At 52.6% G+C, this 16,954-nt stretch carries 12 protein-coding genes; 7 read left to right on the forward strand and 5 right to left on the reverse strand.

Going from position 1 to position 16,954, the window contains the following annotated elements; genetic code table 11:
- Window positions 1–131: 131 nt before the first annotated feature.
- The 4 genes from PUE40_RS04080 to coaBC form a co-directional block, all read right to left on the reverse strand.
- Window positions 132–1,277 (reverse strand): flavodoxin family protein, encoded by a 1,146-nt coding sequence (locus tag PUE40_RS04080; protein WP_277671986.1) that lies wholly within the window; start codon window positions 1,275–1,277, stop codon window positions 132–134.
- Complete coding sequence (locus PUE40_RS04085) at window positions 1,252–2,211, reverse strand: lactate/malate family dehydrogenase (RefSeq protein ID WP_277671987.1); 960 nt, start codon at window positions 2,209–2,211, stop codon at window positions 1,252–1,254. Before PUE40_RS04085 ends, PUE40_RS04080 begins: the two co-directional genes overlap by 26 nt.
- A 3-nt stretch (window positions 2,212–2,214) precedes the next feature.
- Window positions 2,215–7,017, reverse strand: coding sequence for a nicotinate-nicotinamide nucleotide adenylyltransferase (locus PUE40_RS04090; protein WP_277671988.1), 4,803 nt, complete (start codon window positions 7,015–7,017; stop codon window positions 2,215–2,217).
- A gap of 96 nt (window positions 7,018–7,113) precedes the next feature.
- Window positions 7,114–8,313, reverse strand: coding sequence for a bifunctional phosphopantothenoylcysteine decarboxylase/phosphopantothenate--cysteine ligase CoaBC (gene coaBC / locus PUE40_RS04095; protein WP_277671989.1), 1,200 nt, complete (start codon window positions 8,311–8,313; stop codon window positions 7,114–7,116).
- Window positions 8,314–8,629: 316 nt separating this feature from the next.
- Here coaBC and rpmE point away from each other — a divergent pair, with 316 nt between their 5' ends.
- The 7 genes from rpmE (at window position 8,630) to tyrS (ending at window position 15,649) form a co-directional block, all read left to right on the forward strand.
- Complete coding sequence (gene rpmE / locus PUE40_RS04100; RefSeq protein ID WP_154554589.1) at window positions 8,630–8,827, forward strand: 50S ribosomal protein L31; 198 nt, start codon at window positions 8,630–8,632, stop codon at window positions 8,825–8,827.
- 195 nt (window positions 8,828–9,022) lie between these two features.
- Complete coding sequence (gene prfA / locus PUE40_RS04105) at window positions 9,023–10,087, forward strand: peptide chain release factor 1 (protein ID WP_154554590.1); 1,065 nt, start codon at window positions 9,023–9,025, stop codon at window positions 10,085–10,087.
- Complete coding sequence (locus PUE40_RS04110; protein WP_277671990.1) at window positions 10,087–11,094, forward strand: L-threonylcarbamoyladenylate synthase; 1,008 nt, start codon at window positions 10,087–10,089, stop codon at window positions 11,092–11,094. Before prfA ends, PUE40_RS04110 begins: the two co-directional genes overlap by 1 nt.
- Before the next feature lie 12 nt (window positions 11,095–11,106).
- The gene (gene rpiB / locus PUE40_RS04115) at window positions 11,107–11,538 is read left to right on the forward strand and encodes a ribose 5-phosphate isomerase B (RefSeq protein WP_277671991.1); all 432 of its coding nucleotides are present in this window, start codon (window positions 11,107–11,109) and stop codon (window positions 11,536–11,538) included.
- A gap of 13 nt (window positions 11,539–11,551) precedes the next feature.
- A complete protein-coding gene (upp, locus tag PUE40_RS04120) occupies window positions 11,552–12,190 on the forward strand; it encodes a uracil phosphoribosyltransferase (RefSeq protein ID WP_277671992.1) in 639 nt (212 codons plus the stop codon).
- Between the two features lie 210 nt (window positions 12,191–12,400).
- Window positions 12,401–13,963 carry a 4Fe-4S dicluster domain-containing protein gene (locus PUE40_RS04125; protein WP_277671993.1) on the forward strand — a complete coding sequence of 521 codons (1,563 nt, stop codon included), beginning with the start codon at window positions 12,401–12,403 and terminating at the stop codon, window positions 13,961–13,963.
- A 348-nt stretch (window positions 13,964–14,311) separates the two neighbouring features.
- Window positions 14,312–15,649: a tyrosine--tRNA ligase gene (gene tyrS, locus PUE40_RS04130; RefSeq protein WP_277671994.1), complete on the forward strand. Its 1,338-nt coding sequence runs from the start codon at window positions 14,312–14,314 to the stop codon at window positions 15,647–15,649.
- Between the two features lie 663 nt (window positions 15,650–16,312).
- Here tyrS and PUE40_RS04135 read toward each other — a convergent pair.
- Complete coding sequence (locus PUE40_RS04135; RefSeq protein WP_154554598.1) at window positions 16,313–16,897, reverse strand: HDIG domain-containing metalloprotein; 585 nt, start codon at window positions 16,895–16,897, stop codon at window positions 16,313–16,315.
- Between the last annotated feature and the right edge of the window lie 57 nt (window positions 16,898–16,954).

Below are 16,954 nucleotides of genomic sequence, written 5' to 3' on the forward strand. Positions count from 1 at the left end.
AAAAATCAAAAAAGAGAATCAGACGCATCCGATTCTCTTAGGTGTGTTCCGCATAATCGGAGATACACCGCAATTCACATCATTTGGTTAAATGTATAATAGCATCTGCTTTAAGTCGCAGCCAAAACCCATCACCACATATGTCTCGCAAAGGTGCGCGCCTTGGTCTCAATTCCCGGCACATTCAAGATGGCACCGGGGTCGTTGGCGGTTTCCACGATGGCAAATCGCCCCGGCAGGATGAAGTTTTTGTTAAAGCAGAAGGCTCCCAGAATCTGCTCCGATACGATATCGCCGCCGCTGTAGCCGGAAACCACCAGACTGTAGATTCTTTTTTTACTAAAATCATGGGTCCGGAACAGTGCAGTGAGCCGGTTGACCATAGCGGTGAGGTTGGCGCTCAGGGCATCGTTGTAATTCGGTGAAATCAGCATGACCGCATCGCTGCGGAGGATGGCGGGAAAAACCTTCTCCGTCATGATTCCGCCGTAAAAGCAATCTTCCTTCTCGCCGAAGTGACGGCAGGTCTCGAAGGTGCAGCCGCGGCAATCCTGAATGGAGCCGTTCCGGAGGGACACCTCTTCCACCACGGTATCCTTTGGCAAATTACGCCGAATCATATCCCACAGAAGAAGCGTGTTAGAGGTTTTTCGGGAACCGGAATGGATGGCGGCAATATGAAGCGGGGCCGCAGACGTGGCGTCATCCGGATAGCACCACCCGGCATCGGTCAGATCGAAGTCCAGGACCTTTCGCATTAGATTTTCCACCTGAAGGGCGTAGACTTCTTCTACCGACTTTCCCGTGATTTGGCTCAGGACCCGGAAGTTCGCCAGGGTGCCGGTGGCTTCCACCAGGGGTTTTCCGGGAAAGGTGCAGCCCGAACTGTTGGCGGAGAAGGCCATGCGGCGGGCTAATGCTTTGGTGTACAGGTCGCTGGCGCCGTCCACGATAATTCCTCCCACGGAACCGTCCAGGCAGTGGGGATGGAGTCGGAAGGCTTCCAGCAGTCGGTAGTATTCCAGGTTGACGCCGGATTCCGAGAGGCAGATGGCGAAAATCACCTTTTTTCCGGGCATGGGAATATCCTCCAGTTCGGAGACTTTTTCCACCAGGGTAACCCGGATGCCTTCCGCTTCCAATCGGGTCAGGCAGTCTCCCAGCACCTGTTCCATCCGGCCGATTCGTCCCAGCATCTCGCAGATGGGACGAATTACCAGAAGTTCTTTTGGCTTGTTATTATGAATCTCATTATCGGATTTCGCAGAGGTTGTCATAAGCGTTTCGAATCCTTTCGTAAAGCTCTTCCGGAAGGTCCAAATCCTCCCATTCCCAGCCGCCTTTCGTAAGGCGGTTTTTCATTCCCAGAAATGCACCCCGCTCCCAGGTACCCAGGTACAGGGAGCCGTAATGCCATTCACCTCGGAGTGTGAGAAGGATGGACAGTGCGGCAGAGGAAAGGGCCGGTGCGATGTAGGGTTTGAAACCCAGGTCCCGGACAGCGATGTTGGCCCGAACTGCCTGTTCCGTCAATTCTCGGGAAAGGGCATCGTCGTATCGGTCAATGCTGTTGGCAATCACCAGGTCTTTCCCGTGTGGACCGAAGGCCCGTCCTTCTGTGAGATAGGAGGCGAAACGGGAATCCTTGGAGGCGTAGTATTCCGCTCTTTTGTGCATGACTCCAAGACCGTATCCCTGAATCTGCCATGGCTCCAGCCCGGATTCATTCAGGAACGCCGCGCACAGGTTGTCCACCGGATCGCTGACCACGCATACCAGCCCCTGATACCGGGCATTTCGTGCCAGTCCGGCATAGTGGCGGATGATATCCCGGTTGGCATCTAATTGAGCCATGCGCACGTCCGTTTTGGAGCCGGGCTCCACCGGCGGAATCCCTCGGCTGGCGCAGAAAATCAGCACATCTCCGGTAAAGAGTTCGTCTTCCGGCACCACCACCACGGACGGAAGCGCGGGCCCCTCGAAGGGGTATCCAATCTGATTCATTTCCATTTCCAGCCGTGCGGTGTTTTCTTTCCGAATATCGCAGATGCCGATGGACTCGATTACATCGCTTCCCAGAAGCTTGAGGCCGATGAGCATGGTGGTGCCCACATCCCCCAGCGCCACGATATTCACCCGAGCTTTGGTGCCCGGGATTACCGGACACTTTCGCAGGGAGAGGGGTTCTTTTACCAGATCATGAATATGCATTGTCTATTCCTCCAATTCGCATTCTCGGTACAGGCTCAGGCGCTGCGCCTTCCGGATATCGCTTTCCACGTACTGGGACGGGGAAAGGTGCTCATCGTATTCCAGGTCGGCCCCCAGCATCGGCATCCGCGGATTGCTGATGATGGCTCCCAGCCGCCGGATGGTCAGCTTCTTGCCGAAGGTGGCCTGATACTCCTGCTCCAACACCTGAAGGATATCCCGGGCGTTCTCCAGGCAGGTCATGGAGTATTTGTAAATGTGCTCCAGATTCTTTCCGCCCACGAAGTTAAAGCTGGTGTACGGCAGGATAAAATTAACGGAGCGTGACGCGGAACCGTCCGGCCGTTCGATGCTGTCCCCGCCGATGAACGGGTAGCAGTCCCGCTCATTGAGCCACATGGAGATGGTCGGAATGAAGTAGGCCGATTCCACCTCCCGGCCTCGCACGCTCATGGTGTCCCGGGCGTTCCCCGTAAGGAGGCCTACTATGATTTTGTGCACGTCGATATTCTGTGCCCGAAGAATCGGGTCGATGTTGTTCATGCGCTGTCCCTTATGGAGCAAATCATCAATGAGAATCACCGGCCGGTTAAAAGATTTCAGCATCCGTGCCTGATTCTTTAGAGATGGATAATTTTCCGATGCGCCCACGGTAAAGCCGGACAGGTCGTTTCGGAAATACTTCTCTGTGTGCAGCGCTTTCGTTACCGTGTTGGGAACGGCCACATCGGACAGCGCTTTTCCGAACGGTACCGCCAGATACGGTCCGCGTTTCTGTGTCGGATCCGGAACGGTGGATACTCCGTTGTCCAGTGCCACCAGATCCACAATCTTGCTGTACACCGCACTGGTATTAAAGGAAATCACCAGTTTTCCCGGGAACATCTGGGTAAAGGTGTTCAACAGTCGGTTGTGGGCATCGTCGATGGCCTTCTGAACTTTTGGAATCTTGTTCAGCGGCGCTTTAATGACCGTCTCCACATCCCGGAAAATGACAATCGGGTCGGTGAGGTCTACCGCATACACCGGATGAGCAGCGGTATCCGAAATATTTACAAAACCCTGTCGGCGCAGCGCCTCGATGGTGGCACCGCTGTAACCGCTTGGGTCAATCGGATGGTAGACCGCATAGGCGTAGTCCTTGGCCAGCAGACCGGTGAGCAGTTCCGTCAGAAGAATCTGGTTCAGATTGCTGACGGAGCGGTTGGCGTTCGCATAGAATGCACCGATAACCGCAATGCCTCCGTGGGCCTGATTTCGAATGGTGGCAGTAATCTTCGGATCCTGAAATTCCGTCAGCAAATCGTGGGTCTCAAATCTTCGTGCCGCCGCAAAAGCGGAAACTTTTCGGTTTTTATGTCCGCTCTCCACGTAGAGGGTCTGGGTGTCTTCGTGGGAGAGGTAGTTCCACAGTGCGTCGAAAGCGTAGCCCCGACCGCTCAGCTCCTCCCGCATATTGGCGATGGCCGCGTAGTTGTCGTGCTTGTAATCGCTGATCTTCAAATCCTGTGCCTGCAGTACGTGTTTGTACGCCGGCTCTCTGGAATAGAGGTTGTGGTCGTAGATATAGTTCTGTACAATCGGGTCCAGCAGGTTGGAAATATCTCGTCCCATATCGATATTGTCCCGGATTTTGGTGGAACTGATATCTTCGTAGTATTTTTTCAGCTTCAGGTGGATAACCTCTCCCGTAATCGGATAGGCTTCACCGGTTTCAGCCTCCATATTCTTGGCATCTCGTGCGAAGACGATGTGGTTAAAAGAATGGATGGAGTTTTCGCAGGGTTCCAGCCGGTAGCAAGAAGCGTTATTCACCACATCGGAGCCCATTGCAATGTAGACCTCCTGATTCGGAAACAGGCTGCGCAATTCCGCCAAATCCTTCGGATTGGCAATGTTGACGGAAATGTCATCCGGGAAAACATAGAGGTTCTCTTCATCGGCGATGGACATGGTGAGAATTTCTTCCCGCAGCATGCGGGGCAGGGTCTTCTTGGACCAGGAGAATTCGTCGATGGCCAGATATACCTGATACCCCATGTTTCGGATGGTGGTGGCAATGGCCTTGTGCCCCAGACTGAACGGGTCGAAGGTTCCCGGGAAGAACGCAATCTTCTTCGTTTCCGGGAAATGGAAGTCGCCCACCTCCGTCTGGTATTCCGATATGAAGCGATAGATGTTCAGCAGTCCGGCAGAGTTATTGTAGAACTGCAAATCCTCCCGTTCCTTGGCGGAAAACGGGATGATGGTTACCAGTCGCTTGAAACAGCGAGCCGCGAGGTCGTGCTTCTGCTCCGGGGTGAGCTTCTCGCTATGGAAGATTCTTTCGCCAATCATGCGGAAGGCTTCCTGAGAAATCGGCGCACGGTAATAGGCAAAACCCTTCAGAAGGAGTCCCAGCAGTCGGGAGGTCCGGGTTTCCATGACGCCGTCCTTTTCTTTGAATTTGTAGATACTGCATTCTTCCAGAATGACGGCAATGGTCTGGAGAGCCGCACAGGCGGAACGCTCCACGCCGTTGTTCAGCATTTTCTCCAGTTCGTCGATTACCTCATCCAGCTCCTTTGGCGGAAGATACAGGGTGATGATGCCCAGCACCTTCGGCAAGGACCGGCTGAACTGGTAATCCTCGATTTCCAATCCGTTGAAAATTTCAATCATCAGCTCGTTGGCCTGATCCGATGTGAGATCCGGCAGGATTTGGAACAGAACCTGAGCCGCATATCGGCGAACAGTGACGGTTTCACTGTTCTTAATCAGGTTGGCCAGGTGAATCGCAATCTGAAGGATGCGGGCCTGTCCCACCTCGGTATGCACCGATTCCAGCATATAACGGATGTTGGCCATCTTTCGGTTCCAGGAAGTGCGGGTTTTCAGATTGTCCAGGAACATGGTGGACAGCTCTTTGTCGGTAAGGGTTTTTCCCGACAGCCCCAGGATATCCCTCCGGCGGATATCCGTGAAGTTGTCCATGGTATCGCCGAAATAGTGATCCATCACGTCCAAGGTAATCAGGTCCACATCCTGGGAGAAGGAACCCAGCATATTCTTGGAAAAGAAGCGGATGGTCTGAATAAAGGAGTCCGGGCACCAGGACGGATTGATTCGAAGGGCGGTAATCATCAAAACGACAATTCGCGCTTCCGATACATCGTCCGAATCGTAATATTTCTCCAGCACATCGAAATAGAAGTGCCGGCGTGCCGGATTGCAGTTGTTCAGAGCAGATTCTACGTAGAAGTCCGCACAGGAAGTAATCCATTTCCGGTGATGGTCGGTCACTTTGTAATCCGGGTTCAGTATTTTTATCAGAAAGGATTCAAACTGATAGATGTTGGTGGAAGTGATGTTGGGCGAAGGGACATCCTTCGGCAGTTCTTTTTTGTACTCTTCCCGGTAATTTGCTACGATGCGGCCCATGAGTACCGCCGCCTGCTCTCGAATGTCGCTGGCCTGATGAGCCAACATTTCGTACAGAAAATTCAGGGTCAGGTTTTTCTGATCCTCGGACATGTAGGTGGAGTACTCTCCCAGAAGAGTGATGTAGGTACGGGTGTCCTTCCAGCGCTGACAGCTGCGAGCGGATTCGATCAGGCTGGCGAACTGTTCCGGATTACTGAATCGGCTCATCACCCGAATGTTATGGCCGATGGCCCGGAATTTCAGCTCCTGCACCACCTCATCGTTTCGGAGCAGAGCCGGGCGGAGGCGCAGTGGAATCGGTTTCTGAATGCACTGCTCATCGAAATGTGCGGTGGCATCTTTCGGAATATCCACGGAAACTCCGTTCTCAATCATCAGGTCTTCGAAATCCTTCAGTTTGGCGTAGACTTTTACGTAGCGATGGCGCTTGGCGGCATCCACGTTGTCCAGCTTGTTCAGGATGACATCGAACGCTTCTTTGAGGGAATAGAAGTGAATGACTTCCCGGTCCTTCACTCGGGTGCTCTTTACGCGGAAATCCGCATAGATGAGCAGCAGGGATTCCACGGAAAGGTTCTCCAGTTCCAGGTCCCAGGTGGAGTGATTGGCGGCGATGTGCGCAATGGTGGGAAGGGCATTCCGGCTGAGACAATAGTTGGTGTAGTAGTAATGAAGATACGGTACCCGCTTTTCTTCGAATGGGCGGCAGCCGTATTTCCCGATGTCATGCATGGCAGCGGCACCGGAGATGATGCCCAGATCCACCGGCATCCCTACCTGGTGCAGCTGATATGCCATATACATGGCAACGTAATGCACACCGCTGATATGACCCAGGGTGTTGTACGGTGTAATATCGATGCCAATGCGCATGAATTCGTAGATGTACTTGTTGCGAATCATCTTGTGCATCTTGGTGTATTCCGGATTGAAGTGGCCGGCTGCAATCTGAACATCGCTGAGCAGGCGAAGATCCTTTGTGGGATCGAAAGGAAGGGTTTTCTGTTCATATATGAATACGCCGCGCATCAGCTGGAGCAGGTTGTTCCGCTGCTGGCGGAAAGCGTCGGCATCCGCCGGCCCCGGAAGATGGGGGAACAGCTGATTCCGAAGAAACATGTAGCAATGCTGCAGCCAGCCGTCCTCCGGTTCCGAATTGCCGGTATGGAGGTGGTTTTTCCACACGGCCAGAATCTCCGGTGTGTGAATTCGTCCGGTTTCATCGCCGCGGTCAATTAGGTCGTAGGCCATGGCCTTGAACAGGTCTCGTGACCGATTTACCTGATCCTTGGTCAGACCTTCGCCATGCATGTACCCTCGATCCAGATAAGCACCGGTAATCTCGTTGTACAGAATATCTGCATTGTTTTCACTAAATAACATAAAAGCCCTCTCTCTGCTCGATATCACCGAGCGATGCGGCCTCCTCCCCCCGCGGAGAAGGCGCGTTTTTCTAAGCAACCATATAAGTAAGTAAAATTATTCCCGATTCGCCATGGCCAACGCCATGGTGAGCAGTTCACCTGCCGCATCGAATTTGGATTGAATCGGCAGTTCCCGTACCAGATCCTTGGTGATTACCGTAATCACGTTGGTGTCGGTGCCGAATCCGGCCCCTTCCGTCCGCAGGCTGTTGGCGGCAATCATATCCAGTCCTTTTCGTTCTAATTTCCCCCGGGAATTTTCGATGAGGTTCTCCGTTTCCATGGAGAACCCGCAGAGGATTTGGTCTGCCCGGCGAATTCCGGCAACGTCCTTTAGAATATCCTTGGTTCGGGTAAGGGGAATGGACATGTCCTCGTCCTTCTTCTTGACCTTCTGATCGTATGTCACTGCCGGAGTGTAATCCGCAACGGCGGCAGCTTTAAATATGAAGTCGGCTTTCGGCACCTGTTCCAGAACCGCGTCATGCATCTCCTCGGCGTCGGTAACCGGAATGAATTCTGCGTGTACCGGCGGCTGAAGAGCAGTAGGACCGGAAATCAAGGTGACTTCCGCGCCGCGGAACGAAGCGGCCCGTGCCAGCGCGTATCCCATCTTTCCGGTGGAGTGGTTGGTGATGTATCGCACCGGGTCGATGGATTCCTGCGTTGGACCGGCGGTAACCAGAACCCGTTTCCCGGCAAAATCCTTGTCGCAGGCCAGGAGGTACAGAATTTCTTCCAGCAGCACCTCCGGTTCCGGCATTTTTCCCGGACCGGAATCGCCGCAGGCCAGGTGGCCGTTGGCCGGATTCATAATGTGGAATCCGTATTTCCGGAGAATCGCCATATTATCCTGAGTAATCGGATTTTCATACATGGCAGTGTTCATGGCCGGCGCCACCAGCTTCGGACACTTCGCTGCCAGAAGAACGGTGGTGAGCATATCGTCGGCCAGACCGTGGGCCGCCTTTGCCATGAAGTCGGCGGTGGCCGGAGCCACGCAGATCAAATCTGCGGCTTTCGCCAAAGAGATGTGTTCCACATCGTATTTGAAATTTCGGTCAAAGGTGTCCACCGAAACCCGGTTGTTGGTCAGGGTTTCAAAGGTGAGGGGTGCGATGAACCGAGTGGCGTTCTCGGTCATAATGACGTGCACATCGGCGTGCTGTTTCTTCAAAGCGCTGGCCAGCATGGCACTCTTATATGCTGCGATGCCACCGGTAATGCCCAGCAGCACGGTTTTTCCCTGTAGCATAGTGAATTTCCTTTCAGTAATCGATTCGACAGCGGGATGCATTCCGAACTGCCGGAACATGTTGAAAAATAAACCTTTTTTTACAAATATATTATAACCATCGGGGGAGCGGGGTGCAATGATTGATAGGGAATGGACAAATTGACGGGGTGAAAGCGCTTCCTTCACGAAAAATCGAAAGAAAAGGGCAAAAAACCCGAAAAATAAAGCAAAAATCCCTTGCGCACAGGGTTTCATGCTGATATAATTATAAAGCTATTTGGGTAATGGACTAAGCCGTGCCCGAATGGACATTCACAGAAAGAGGAGAGACAACATGAAGGAAGGAATCCATCCTGATTATAAGGAATGTAAAGTTACTTGCGCATGTGGTAATACATTTATGACACTGTCCAACAACTCCGAGATGAGAGTGGACGTTTGCTCTGAGTGTCATCCGTTCTTCACCGGTCAGCAGAAGTTTGCAAACCGTGGCGGACGTATCGAAAAGTTCAAGAACAAGTACAACCTTTAGGGAACGAACGAGTAAGGGGGATGCTGTGGGAGAGACTGCAGCATCCCTTTTTCGTATGACTGTATTTTATACGGATGTGGGATGTGATATAATGGCAAAGAGCGTGATTTTCTTGTAACGACAGCAGATGACGCGCCGGAAGACCGGAAGAAATGTTATCGTTTTTTTACATATATAATATAGAGGAAAAAGATTATGTTTGACAAATTGGATTTTACCGTAGACAAGTACGAGGAGCTGGCAAAAAAAGTTTCCGACCCGGATATCATTTCCGACCAGCCGACATGGCAGAAGTACATGAAGGAAATGGGCGAAATGGAGCCGATTGTGAAGGAATACAAGCACTACAAGGATATGAAGCAGGAGCTGGAGGATTCCAAGGAAATCTTCGAGATGGAAGACGATGAGGAACTCCGGGAGATGGCTCGGGAAGAAATCAAGGAACTGGAAGCGGGCATCGAGAAATCCCAGGAGGAGCTGAAGATTCTGCTGTTGCCAAAGGACCCGAACGATGAGAAGAACGTTATTCTGGAAGTTCGTGCCGGCACCGGCGGAGACGAGGCGGCGCTGTTCGGCGGCGACCTGATGAGAATGTACCTGCGCTATGCAGAGAGAAGAAGATGGAAGACGGAAATCATCGACTTGAACGATACCGGAATCGGCGGTGTGAAGGAAGCGGTTATCATGATCAAGGGTAAGGGCGCGTACTCCCGTCTGAAGTTCGAGAGCGGCGTGCACCGGGTACAGCGTGTGCCGGAGACGGAGTCCAGCGGACGGATTCACACTTCTGCCGCATCCATCGCGGTGCTGCCGGAAGTAGATGACGTGGAAGTGAAGATTGACCCGAATGACGTCCGGGTGGATGTGTACCGCGCTTCCGGTAACGGCGGACAGTGCGTTAACACCACGGACTCAGCGGTTCGTCTGACCCACATTCCGACCGGACTGGTGGTAACCTGCCAGGATGAGAAATCCCAGATTAAGAATAAGGACAAAGCTTTCAAGGTATTGAAGGCCCGTCTGTACGACCTGATGCTCCAGGAGCAGAACGACAAGATTTCGGCAGAGCGCCGGAGCCAGGTGGGAAGCGGAGACCGTTCCGAGCGAATCCGGACGTACAACTTCCCGCAGGGTCGTGTAACCGATCACAGAATTAACGTGACAATCTACAAATTGGAAAACTTCCTGGATGGAGATTTGGACGAAATTATCGACGCTCTGATCACCCATGACCAGGCAGAGAAGATGAAGAGCTTCTAATGGATACCGAAAGACTTGAGATTACAGAAAAAAATATCGCTCATGCCGGCGAGATCATCCGGCGAGGCGGACTGGTAGCGTTTCCCACAGAGACGGTGTACGGCCTGGGGGCCAATGCGCTGGATGCGGATGCGGTTCGGTCGGTGTACGAAGCCAAAGGCCGTCCCAGCGATAATCCCATGATCGTTCACATTGCGGAGATGGGACAGCTGGCGGATGTGGCGTCGGAAATTCCGGCAGTGGCGGTGCCGCTGATTCAGGCTTACTGGCCGGGACCGATTACCTTTATCATGAAAAAGGCCGAGGGCGTGCCGATGGTGACTACCGGAGGATTGGATACCGTGGGAATTCGCATGCCCCTCAGTGAGGCGGCCAGAGATTTGATTCGGGCGGCAGAAAGACCGATTGCGGCGCCCAGCGCCAACCGGTCCGGCAGACCCAGCCCGACCCGATACGAAGATGTGCTGGAGGATATGGACAGCCGGATCGATGCGGTTCTTCTGGGAGAAGACTGCGAGGTGGGCATTGAATCCACGGTGCTGGACCTGACTGGGGAAGTGCCGATGATTCTGCGGCCGGGATATATCACGAAGGAAATGCTGGAGTTTACTTTGGGAAGCGAAGTGAAATACGACCCGGCGCTGTTCGTGGATCCGATGCATCGCAGCGTGGGGGAAGAGTTCCACCCGAAGGCACCGGGAATGAAGTATCGTCACTATGCGCCGAAGGCGGAAGTGAAGATTATCGAAGGCGACGATGACGCTGCGGTGGAGCGGGAAATCGAAGAGCAGCTGCGACTGTGCAAATACGCTCGGCAGAAGGCGGTGGCGCTGAATTACGGCCGGGACAGTAAGGCCGCGGCGAAGGATTTTTTTGCCCGTCTGAGAGAATTGGATCGGGAAGATGTAGATGTGATTCTAGTTCGGGCCCTTCCGGAAGAAGAACTGGGGTTCTCGGTGATGAACCGGATGCTCAAGTCGGCAGGGTACGACGTGATACATGTGTAGGAGGTGGAAGAAATGATTATTGCGATTGGATGCGACCACGCGGGTTATCCCCTGAAGGAAGCGGTCAAGGAGAAGTTGATTGCGGAAGGTCACGAAGTGCTGGATATGGGCACGAATTCTACGGAATCGGTGGATTACCCGATTTACGGAAAAGCCGTCGGAGAAGCGGTGGCTTCCGGTAAGGCGGAGCGGGGAGTTGCAATCTGCGGGTCCGGTATTGGAATTTCCATCGCCTGCAACAAGGTGAAGGGCATTCGCTGTGCGCTGTGCACTTCCGTGGAGATGGCGGAGATGTGCCGGAGACACAACAATGCCAACGTAATTGCCATGGGCGCTCGGATGATCTCTCAGGAGCTGGCTTTTGAAATGATCGATACATGGATGAAGACGGAATTTGAGGGCGGAAAACACCTGCGCCGAATCAATATGCTGGAAGAGATTTAATCGGAGGAAAGTAATGGCAAGAGAAGGAAAGGTTTATGTATTCGATCATCCGCTGATTCAGCACAAGGTTTCGCTGATGAGAAAAACATCCACGACCGTAAAGGAATTCCGGGAGCTGGCAACCGAGGTGGCGATGCTGATGGGTTTTGAGGCAACTCGGGATCTGGCGCTGGAGGATGTGGAAATCGAAACCCCGATGTGCACCACACAGGTGAAGATGCTGAAGGGAGAAGATATCGCCATCGTTCCGATTTTGCGGGCCGGACTGGGGTTCGTGGATGGAATGCTGGCACTGGTGCCGAACGCAAAGGTCGGTCATGTGGGGCTGTACCGGGATCCGGAAACCCACAAGCCGGTGGAATATTACTGTAAGCTGCCGGTGGATATTGAGAAGAGGGAGTGTTTCGTGGTGGATCCGATGCTGGCAACCGGCGGAAGCGCGATTGCAGCCATCGACTTCATCAAGAAGAGAGGCGCTACCAATATCAAGTTCATGTGTCTGATTGCGGCACCGGAGGGAATTGAGGCGCTCCACATCGCACATCCGGATGTGGACATCTACATTGCGGCAAAGGATGAATGCCTGAACGAAAACGCTTACATCCTTCCGGGCTTGGGCGATGCGGGAGACCGCCTGTACGGAACAAAGTAGGGAATAAAAAATATAGAGGACGATGATTTTCTCGGGACTGTTGGACGGGGGCGGTACGGGGAAATTAAAATAAAATTCAATATGTGATGATTGGTTATTTGAAATGTAGAGGGAAGCACGCATTTTACTTTTAACTAATAACAGAAAACCCAGAGCATCGGCGGATGCCCCGGGTTTTCTGTTGCACGATTTCATGAATTGGAGGAGAACATGAAAGGGTACATCACAGACAAGACGAAACTTCGCAGAAGGGTATTTGAAGAGGTGGCAAGGCTGGCCTACGAAGGAGGCGGCCCGGAGCAGCTGGACGACCTGCCGTACAAGATTATTTCCGGCGAGAACGAGCCTTTCCGGGACAGCATTTTCCTGGAGAGAGCCATCATCGGCGAACGCCTTCGGGTGGCGATGGGGATGTCGCTCCGGAAAATCAACGAGCATGCCAACACATCAAAGGGCGTGGATGAGAGCATGATTGCCGAGAAATACTATGAACCGCCGCTCATCGATATCATTCGGTTCGCCTGCAACTGCTGTCCGGATGGCGTGACGGTGACCAACGGATGTCAGGGATGCCTGGAACATCCGTGCAAGGAGGTTTGCCCGAAGGATGCCATCACCATTCAGAAGGACGGACGGTCCGTCATCGATCCGGACAAGTGCATCAAGTGCGGCCGCTGCGTTCAGGTGTGCCCGTTCAACGCCATCGTAAAGCAGGAGCGCCCTTGTGAGAAAGCCTGTGGAATCAACGCCATCCACAAGGATGAGTACGGTCATGCGGAAATTGACCAGGAAAAGTGCGTTTCCTGTGGCATGTGCCTGAACTCCTGTCCGTTTGCCGCTATCGTGGATAAGGGTCAGATCTATCAAACCATCAAAGCAATGCAAGACGATGCACCGGTTATCGCTATGGTGGCACCGTCCATCGCCGGACAGTTCGGAAAAGAACTGACCGACACCAAGATGAAAGAAGCTTTCGGCAAGCTGGGATTTTCGGATGTCGTGGAAGTTGCCGTAGGTGCGGATCTGTGTACCATCCAGGAAGCGGAGCATTTCATGCACGACGTGCCGGAAAACCTGCCGTTCATGGGCACCAGCTGCTGCCCGGCGTGGTCCATTATGGCAAAGAAGCAGTTCCCGGAGTTTGCCGGAAACATTTCCATGGCGTTGACGCCAATGGTACTGAGTGCTCGCCTGGCGAAAAAGCTACATCCGGAGTGCAAGGTGGCATTCATCGGACCGTGCCTGTCAAAGAAACAGGAAGCCAGCCGCCGGAGCGTGAAGAGCTACGTGGATTTCGTATTGACCTATGAAGAGGTTGCCGGAATGTTCGCGGCGAAAGGAGTGGACTTCAGCGCAATATCGGAAGGAGAGAAACTCCGCCGCGCCAGCAGCGATGGCTACGGTTTCGCCCGCAGCGGCGGCGTAGCGGAAGCGGTGAAGAAGCGTCTGGAAGAAGTGGATCCGGATCGAGAAGTTCTGATCGAGCGCGCCGAGGGCTTGGACAACTGCCGTAAAATGCTGATGCGGGCAAAAGCCGGAAAGCTGAACGGATATCTGCTGGAAGGAATGGCCTGCCCGGGAGGTTGTATCGGCGGGGCCGGAACCCTACTGGCGCTGAACCGCGCGGATTATCAGCTGGGTGTGTCCGAGAAGGAAGCCGGCGTTCTTCGCTGCTCCGAAAGTCGATATGCGGATATGCTTCCGGGATTGGAGCATTTGGGCGAAGAGGTGGCTCGTATTGAAGAAGAAGTTCGGACGCAGGGAGACGACTAATCGGAAACGTTCGGGTAAAAACAATTGTGTTTTTACCCGAAAACTTCCGAAAAATATGTTGACATCATACAAATGCGGTGATATATTGTAATAAATCACAACACAAAGAGGATGGAACAATGACTACATTTCTTAGAAACAGATCTCACAAGCAGGCCTACTATTACCTCTTCTCCTAACTGAAGAGGTGATTTTGTTGCGATGTGGGTTCAGAAATCCGGAAATGAAGTATTCAGGCTTCGCGGCAAAATGCTGCGGAGCCTTTTATTTTGCCCCGGGAATATGATAGAATAATGTCATCGTTTCGAAGGATAATTTTATTATGATAGATTGAGAAGGAGAGAGAAAATGTTTCAGATTCCAGACAATGTGAGCAAGTACGATAACGTGTTCGACGTACTTCAGGAAAGAGGATTGATTGAACAGTGTACCAATCCGGAGGCATTGAGAGACCTGCTGGGCCGGGAAAAGATTAAGTTCTACATCGGTTTCGATCCGACTGCGGATTGTTTGCATGTGGGACACTTCATCCAGATTATTATCATGCTGTACATGCAGAAATACGGACATACTCCGGTTATTCTGCTGGGCGGCGGCACCGGTGAAGTGGGCGACCCTTCCGGTCGAAGTGACATGCGTCAGGTGATGACCATCGATACCATCGACGATAACTGCAGAGCGTTCAAGAAGCTGTTCGAAAGATTCTTCGAGTTTGACGATGAGTGGAAATACGAGGGCAACGGCGGCGTATACGTTCCGGGACATCAGAACAGAGAGCCGCTGGAAGGAAAGGCTGTCAGCGTAAACAACGCGGAATGGATTCGGAAAGCGAAGTACACCGAGTTCGCCAGAGAAATCGGTACGCAGTTCAATGTAAACACCATGCTGAGAGCGGAGTGCTTCAAGAGCAGAATGGATCGGAACGAGGGTCTGTCCTTCTTCGAGTTCTGCTACATGACACTGCAGGCATACGACTTCATGGTTATGGCAAGAGACTTTGACCTGAAGGCACAGTTCGGCGGAAACGACCAGTGGTCCAACATCATCGCCGGCGTGAATCTGACCCGTAAGGCGTGCGACAAGGAAGTATACGGCATGACCTTCGGACTGCTGACCAACAGTGAAGGCAAGAAGATGGGCAAGACCGCAAAGGGTGCGCTCTGGCTGGATGAGAACAGAGTATCTCCGTACGAGTTCTTCCAGTACTGGAGAAACGTGAACGATGCGGACGTGAACAAGTGCCTGAGAATGCTGACCTTCCTGCCGATGGAAGAAGTGAACAGACTGTCCGCACTGGAAGGCTCCGAAATCAATAAGGCGAAGGAAATCCTGGGCTACGAGGTAACCAAGTTGGTTCACGGCGAGAAGGCAGCGCAGGAAGCGCTGGAAGCATCCCGCAAGGTATTTACTAGCGGAAACGCTGCTGCGGCAGAGAACATTCCGAGCGTGGAGATGGAGCGTTCCGTATTTGAGGGCGAAGGCATCGGCCTGGCGGCACTGGCCAAGGAACTCAAGCTGGTATCCAGCAACAGTGAAGCATTCCGCATGATTGAGCAAGGCGGCTTCAAGATCAACGACGAGAAGGTTGTGGACAGAAAGCACCAGGTAACGCTGGAGGACTTCAAGGATGACAAAATCATCATTCAGAAGGGTAAGAAGAAGTTCATCGCAGTGGTGCTGAAGTAATTGAAGAGAATTGCGTGTAGTGAAAGCCGCCCGACAGGGTTCGAACCTGTCGGGCGGCTTTTGTGGTGTGGCGGATGCCTCTTGGAGCGTCCCCTGAGTGCCCACTCGATAATTAGAGCGATCTCGATGCAAATGGTTAAATATGCCTAGAATTTCGGTGCGACTTCACGCTATTCTTACATTTTGGGCGGATTAGCGTGAACGAATTCCTTTTTTCAGCCGGTGTTTCCGAGCAGCCCGCTGCGTGAAAACATGATTTCGAAAAACAGTTCACGCTTTTTGAAGGGGAAAATTCTTTTTAGCGTGAACAAAAGGCAGGGCGTCATCGGTCAGAAATTAGAATTTCATAAAGTCGGCGGATTTCGTTCACGCTATTTTGAAGTTTTTTGTTAAACAGCGTGAATCGTCCTCAAAATTCTAGGCATATAGGATTGTGCGCGGATGGAAATAGATAATGCAACTAGGGCTTGGTCGGTTCATCACATGGGGAGGGATTGATTCAGGAATTGACATGTAAGAATGTATGATGTATAGTACATGCGACCTGGCTGGATTATCTCGTACATAATCGTATATGCAAGAAACAAAATGGTGAAATAGAAAGTAATAATGCAAAAAACTCGGCAGGCGTCCGGCTTGCCGAGTTTTTTGTCCCATAATTTATTATCCTTCGATTCCGTTCCGGGCATCTAGCTCCTCCGGATCCGGCAAAGACTGCATGGCTTCCAGCACGGTCTGGAAAAGATCGGTCAGTTCCCAGCCCAGCATCTCCGCACCCTTTTGGATGACTTCCCGGTCGCAGCCTGCGGCAAATCGCTTGTCTTTGAATTTCTTTTTCACCGACTTCACGTCCATATCCTTGCAGCTGTGGGATGGGCGAAGAATGATGGCGGCGCCGATCAGTCCGGTGAGTTCGTCGGCGGCAAAAAGAAATTTCTCCATTTCACACTCCGGCCGGACGTCGCAGCAGAGGCCGTAACCGTGGCTGCAGATGGCGTGGACCATTTCCTCCGGCGCCTGGATTTCCGCCAGAAGCTCCGGGGCTTTGGTGCAGTGTTCCTCCGGCCACTGCTCGAAATCCACGTCGTGAAGCAGTCCGCAGATTCCCCAGAAATCCGGATCTTCGCCGATTTTCTCCGCGTAATATCTCATGACGCCTTCCACGGTCACTGCGTGATGCTGATGAAAGGGCTCCTTGTTGTACTTCGTCAGAAGTCCCCATGCGGTCTCTCTTGTAATTGTGTTCATCTCTAATCCTCCCTTGATGGTTTGATTACCTATGATTATATCACAGCTTTTTTCGAT

The sequence above is a fragment of the Mogibacterium kristiansenii genome (assembly GCF_029224645.1).
In the GTDB taxonomy this organism is placed as follows: domain Bacteria; phylum Bacillota; class Clostridia; order Peptostreptococcales; family Anaerovoracaceae; genus Mogibacterium_A; species Mogibacterium_A kristiansenii.

Excerpts from the sequence above, each read along its gene's own strand:
- PUE40_RS04090 (WP_277671988.1), bottom strand. The coding sequence starts at position 7,017 with ATGTTATTTAGTGAAAACAATGCAGATATTCTGTACAACGAGATTACC.
- prfA (WP_154554590.1), top strand. The coding sequence starts at position 9,023 with ATGTTTGACAAATTGGATTTTACCGTAGACAAGTACGAGGAGCTGGCA.
- PUE40_RS04135 (WP_154554598.1), bottom strand. The coding sequence starts at position 16,897 with ATGAACACAATTACAAGAGAGACCGCATGGGGACTTCTGACGAAGTAC.
- PUE40_RS04085 (WP_277671987.1), bottom strand. The coding sequence starts at position 2,211 with ATGCATATTCATGATCTGGTAAAAGAACCCCTCTCCCTGCGAAAGTGT.
- rpmE (WP_154554589.1), top strand. The coding sequence starts at position 8,630 with ATGAAGGAAGGAATCCATCCTGATTATAAGGAATGTAAAGTTACTTGC.
- coaBC (WP_277671989.1), bottom strand. The coding sequence starts at position 8,313 with ATGCTACAGGGAAAAACCGTGCTGCTGGGCATTACCGGTGGCATCGCA.
- rpiB (WP_277671991.1), top strand. The coding sequence starts at position 11,107 with ATGATTATTGCGATTGGATGCGACCACGCGGGTTATCCCCTGAAGGAA.
- tyrS (WP_277671994.1), top strand. The coding sequence starts at position 14,312 with ATGTTTCAGATTCCAGACAATGTGAGCAAGTACGATAACGTGTTCGAC.
- upp (WP_277671992.1), top strand. The coding sequence starts at position 11,552 with ATGGCAAGAGAAGGAAAGGTTTATGTATTCGATCATCCGCTGATTCAG.
- PUE40_RS04080 (WP_277671986.1), bottom strand. The coding sequence starts at position 1,277 with ATGACAACCTCTGCGAAATCCGATAATGAGATTCATAATAACAAGCCA.
- PUE40_RS04125 (WP_277671993.1), top strand. The coding sequence starts at position 12,401 with ATGAAAGGGTACATCACAGACAAGACGAAACTTCGCAGAAGGGTATTT.
- PUE40_RS04110 (WP_277671990.1), top strand. The coding sequence starts at position 10,087 with ATGGATACCGAAAGACTTGAGATTACAGAAAAAAATATCGCTCATGCC.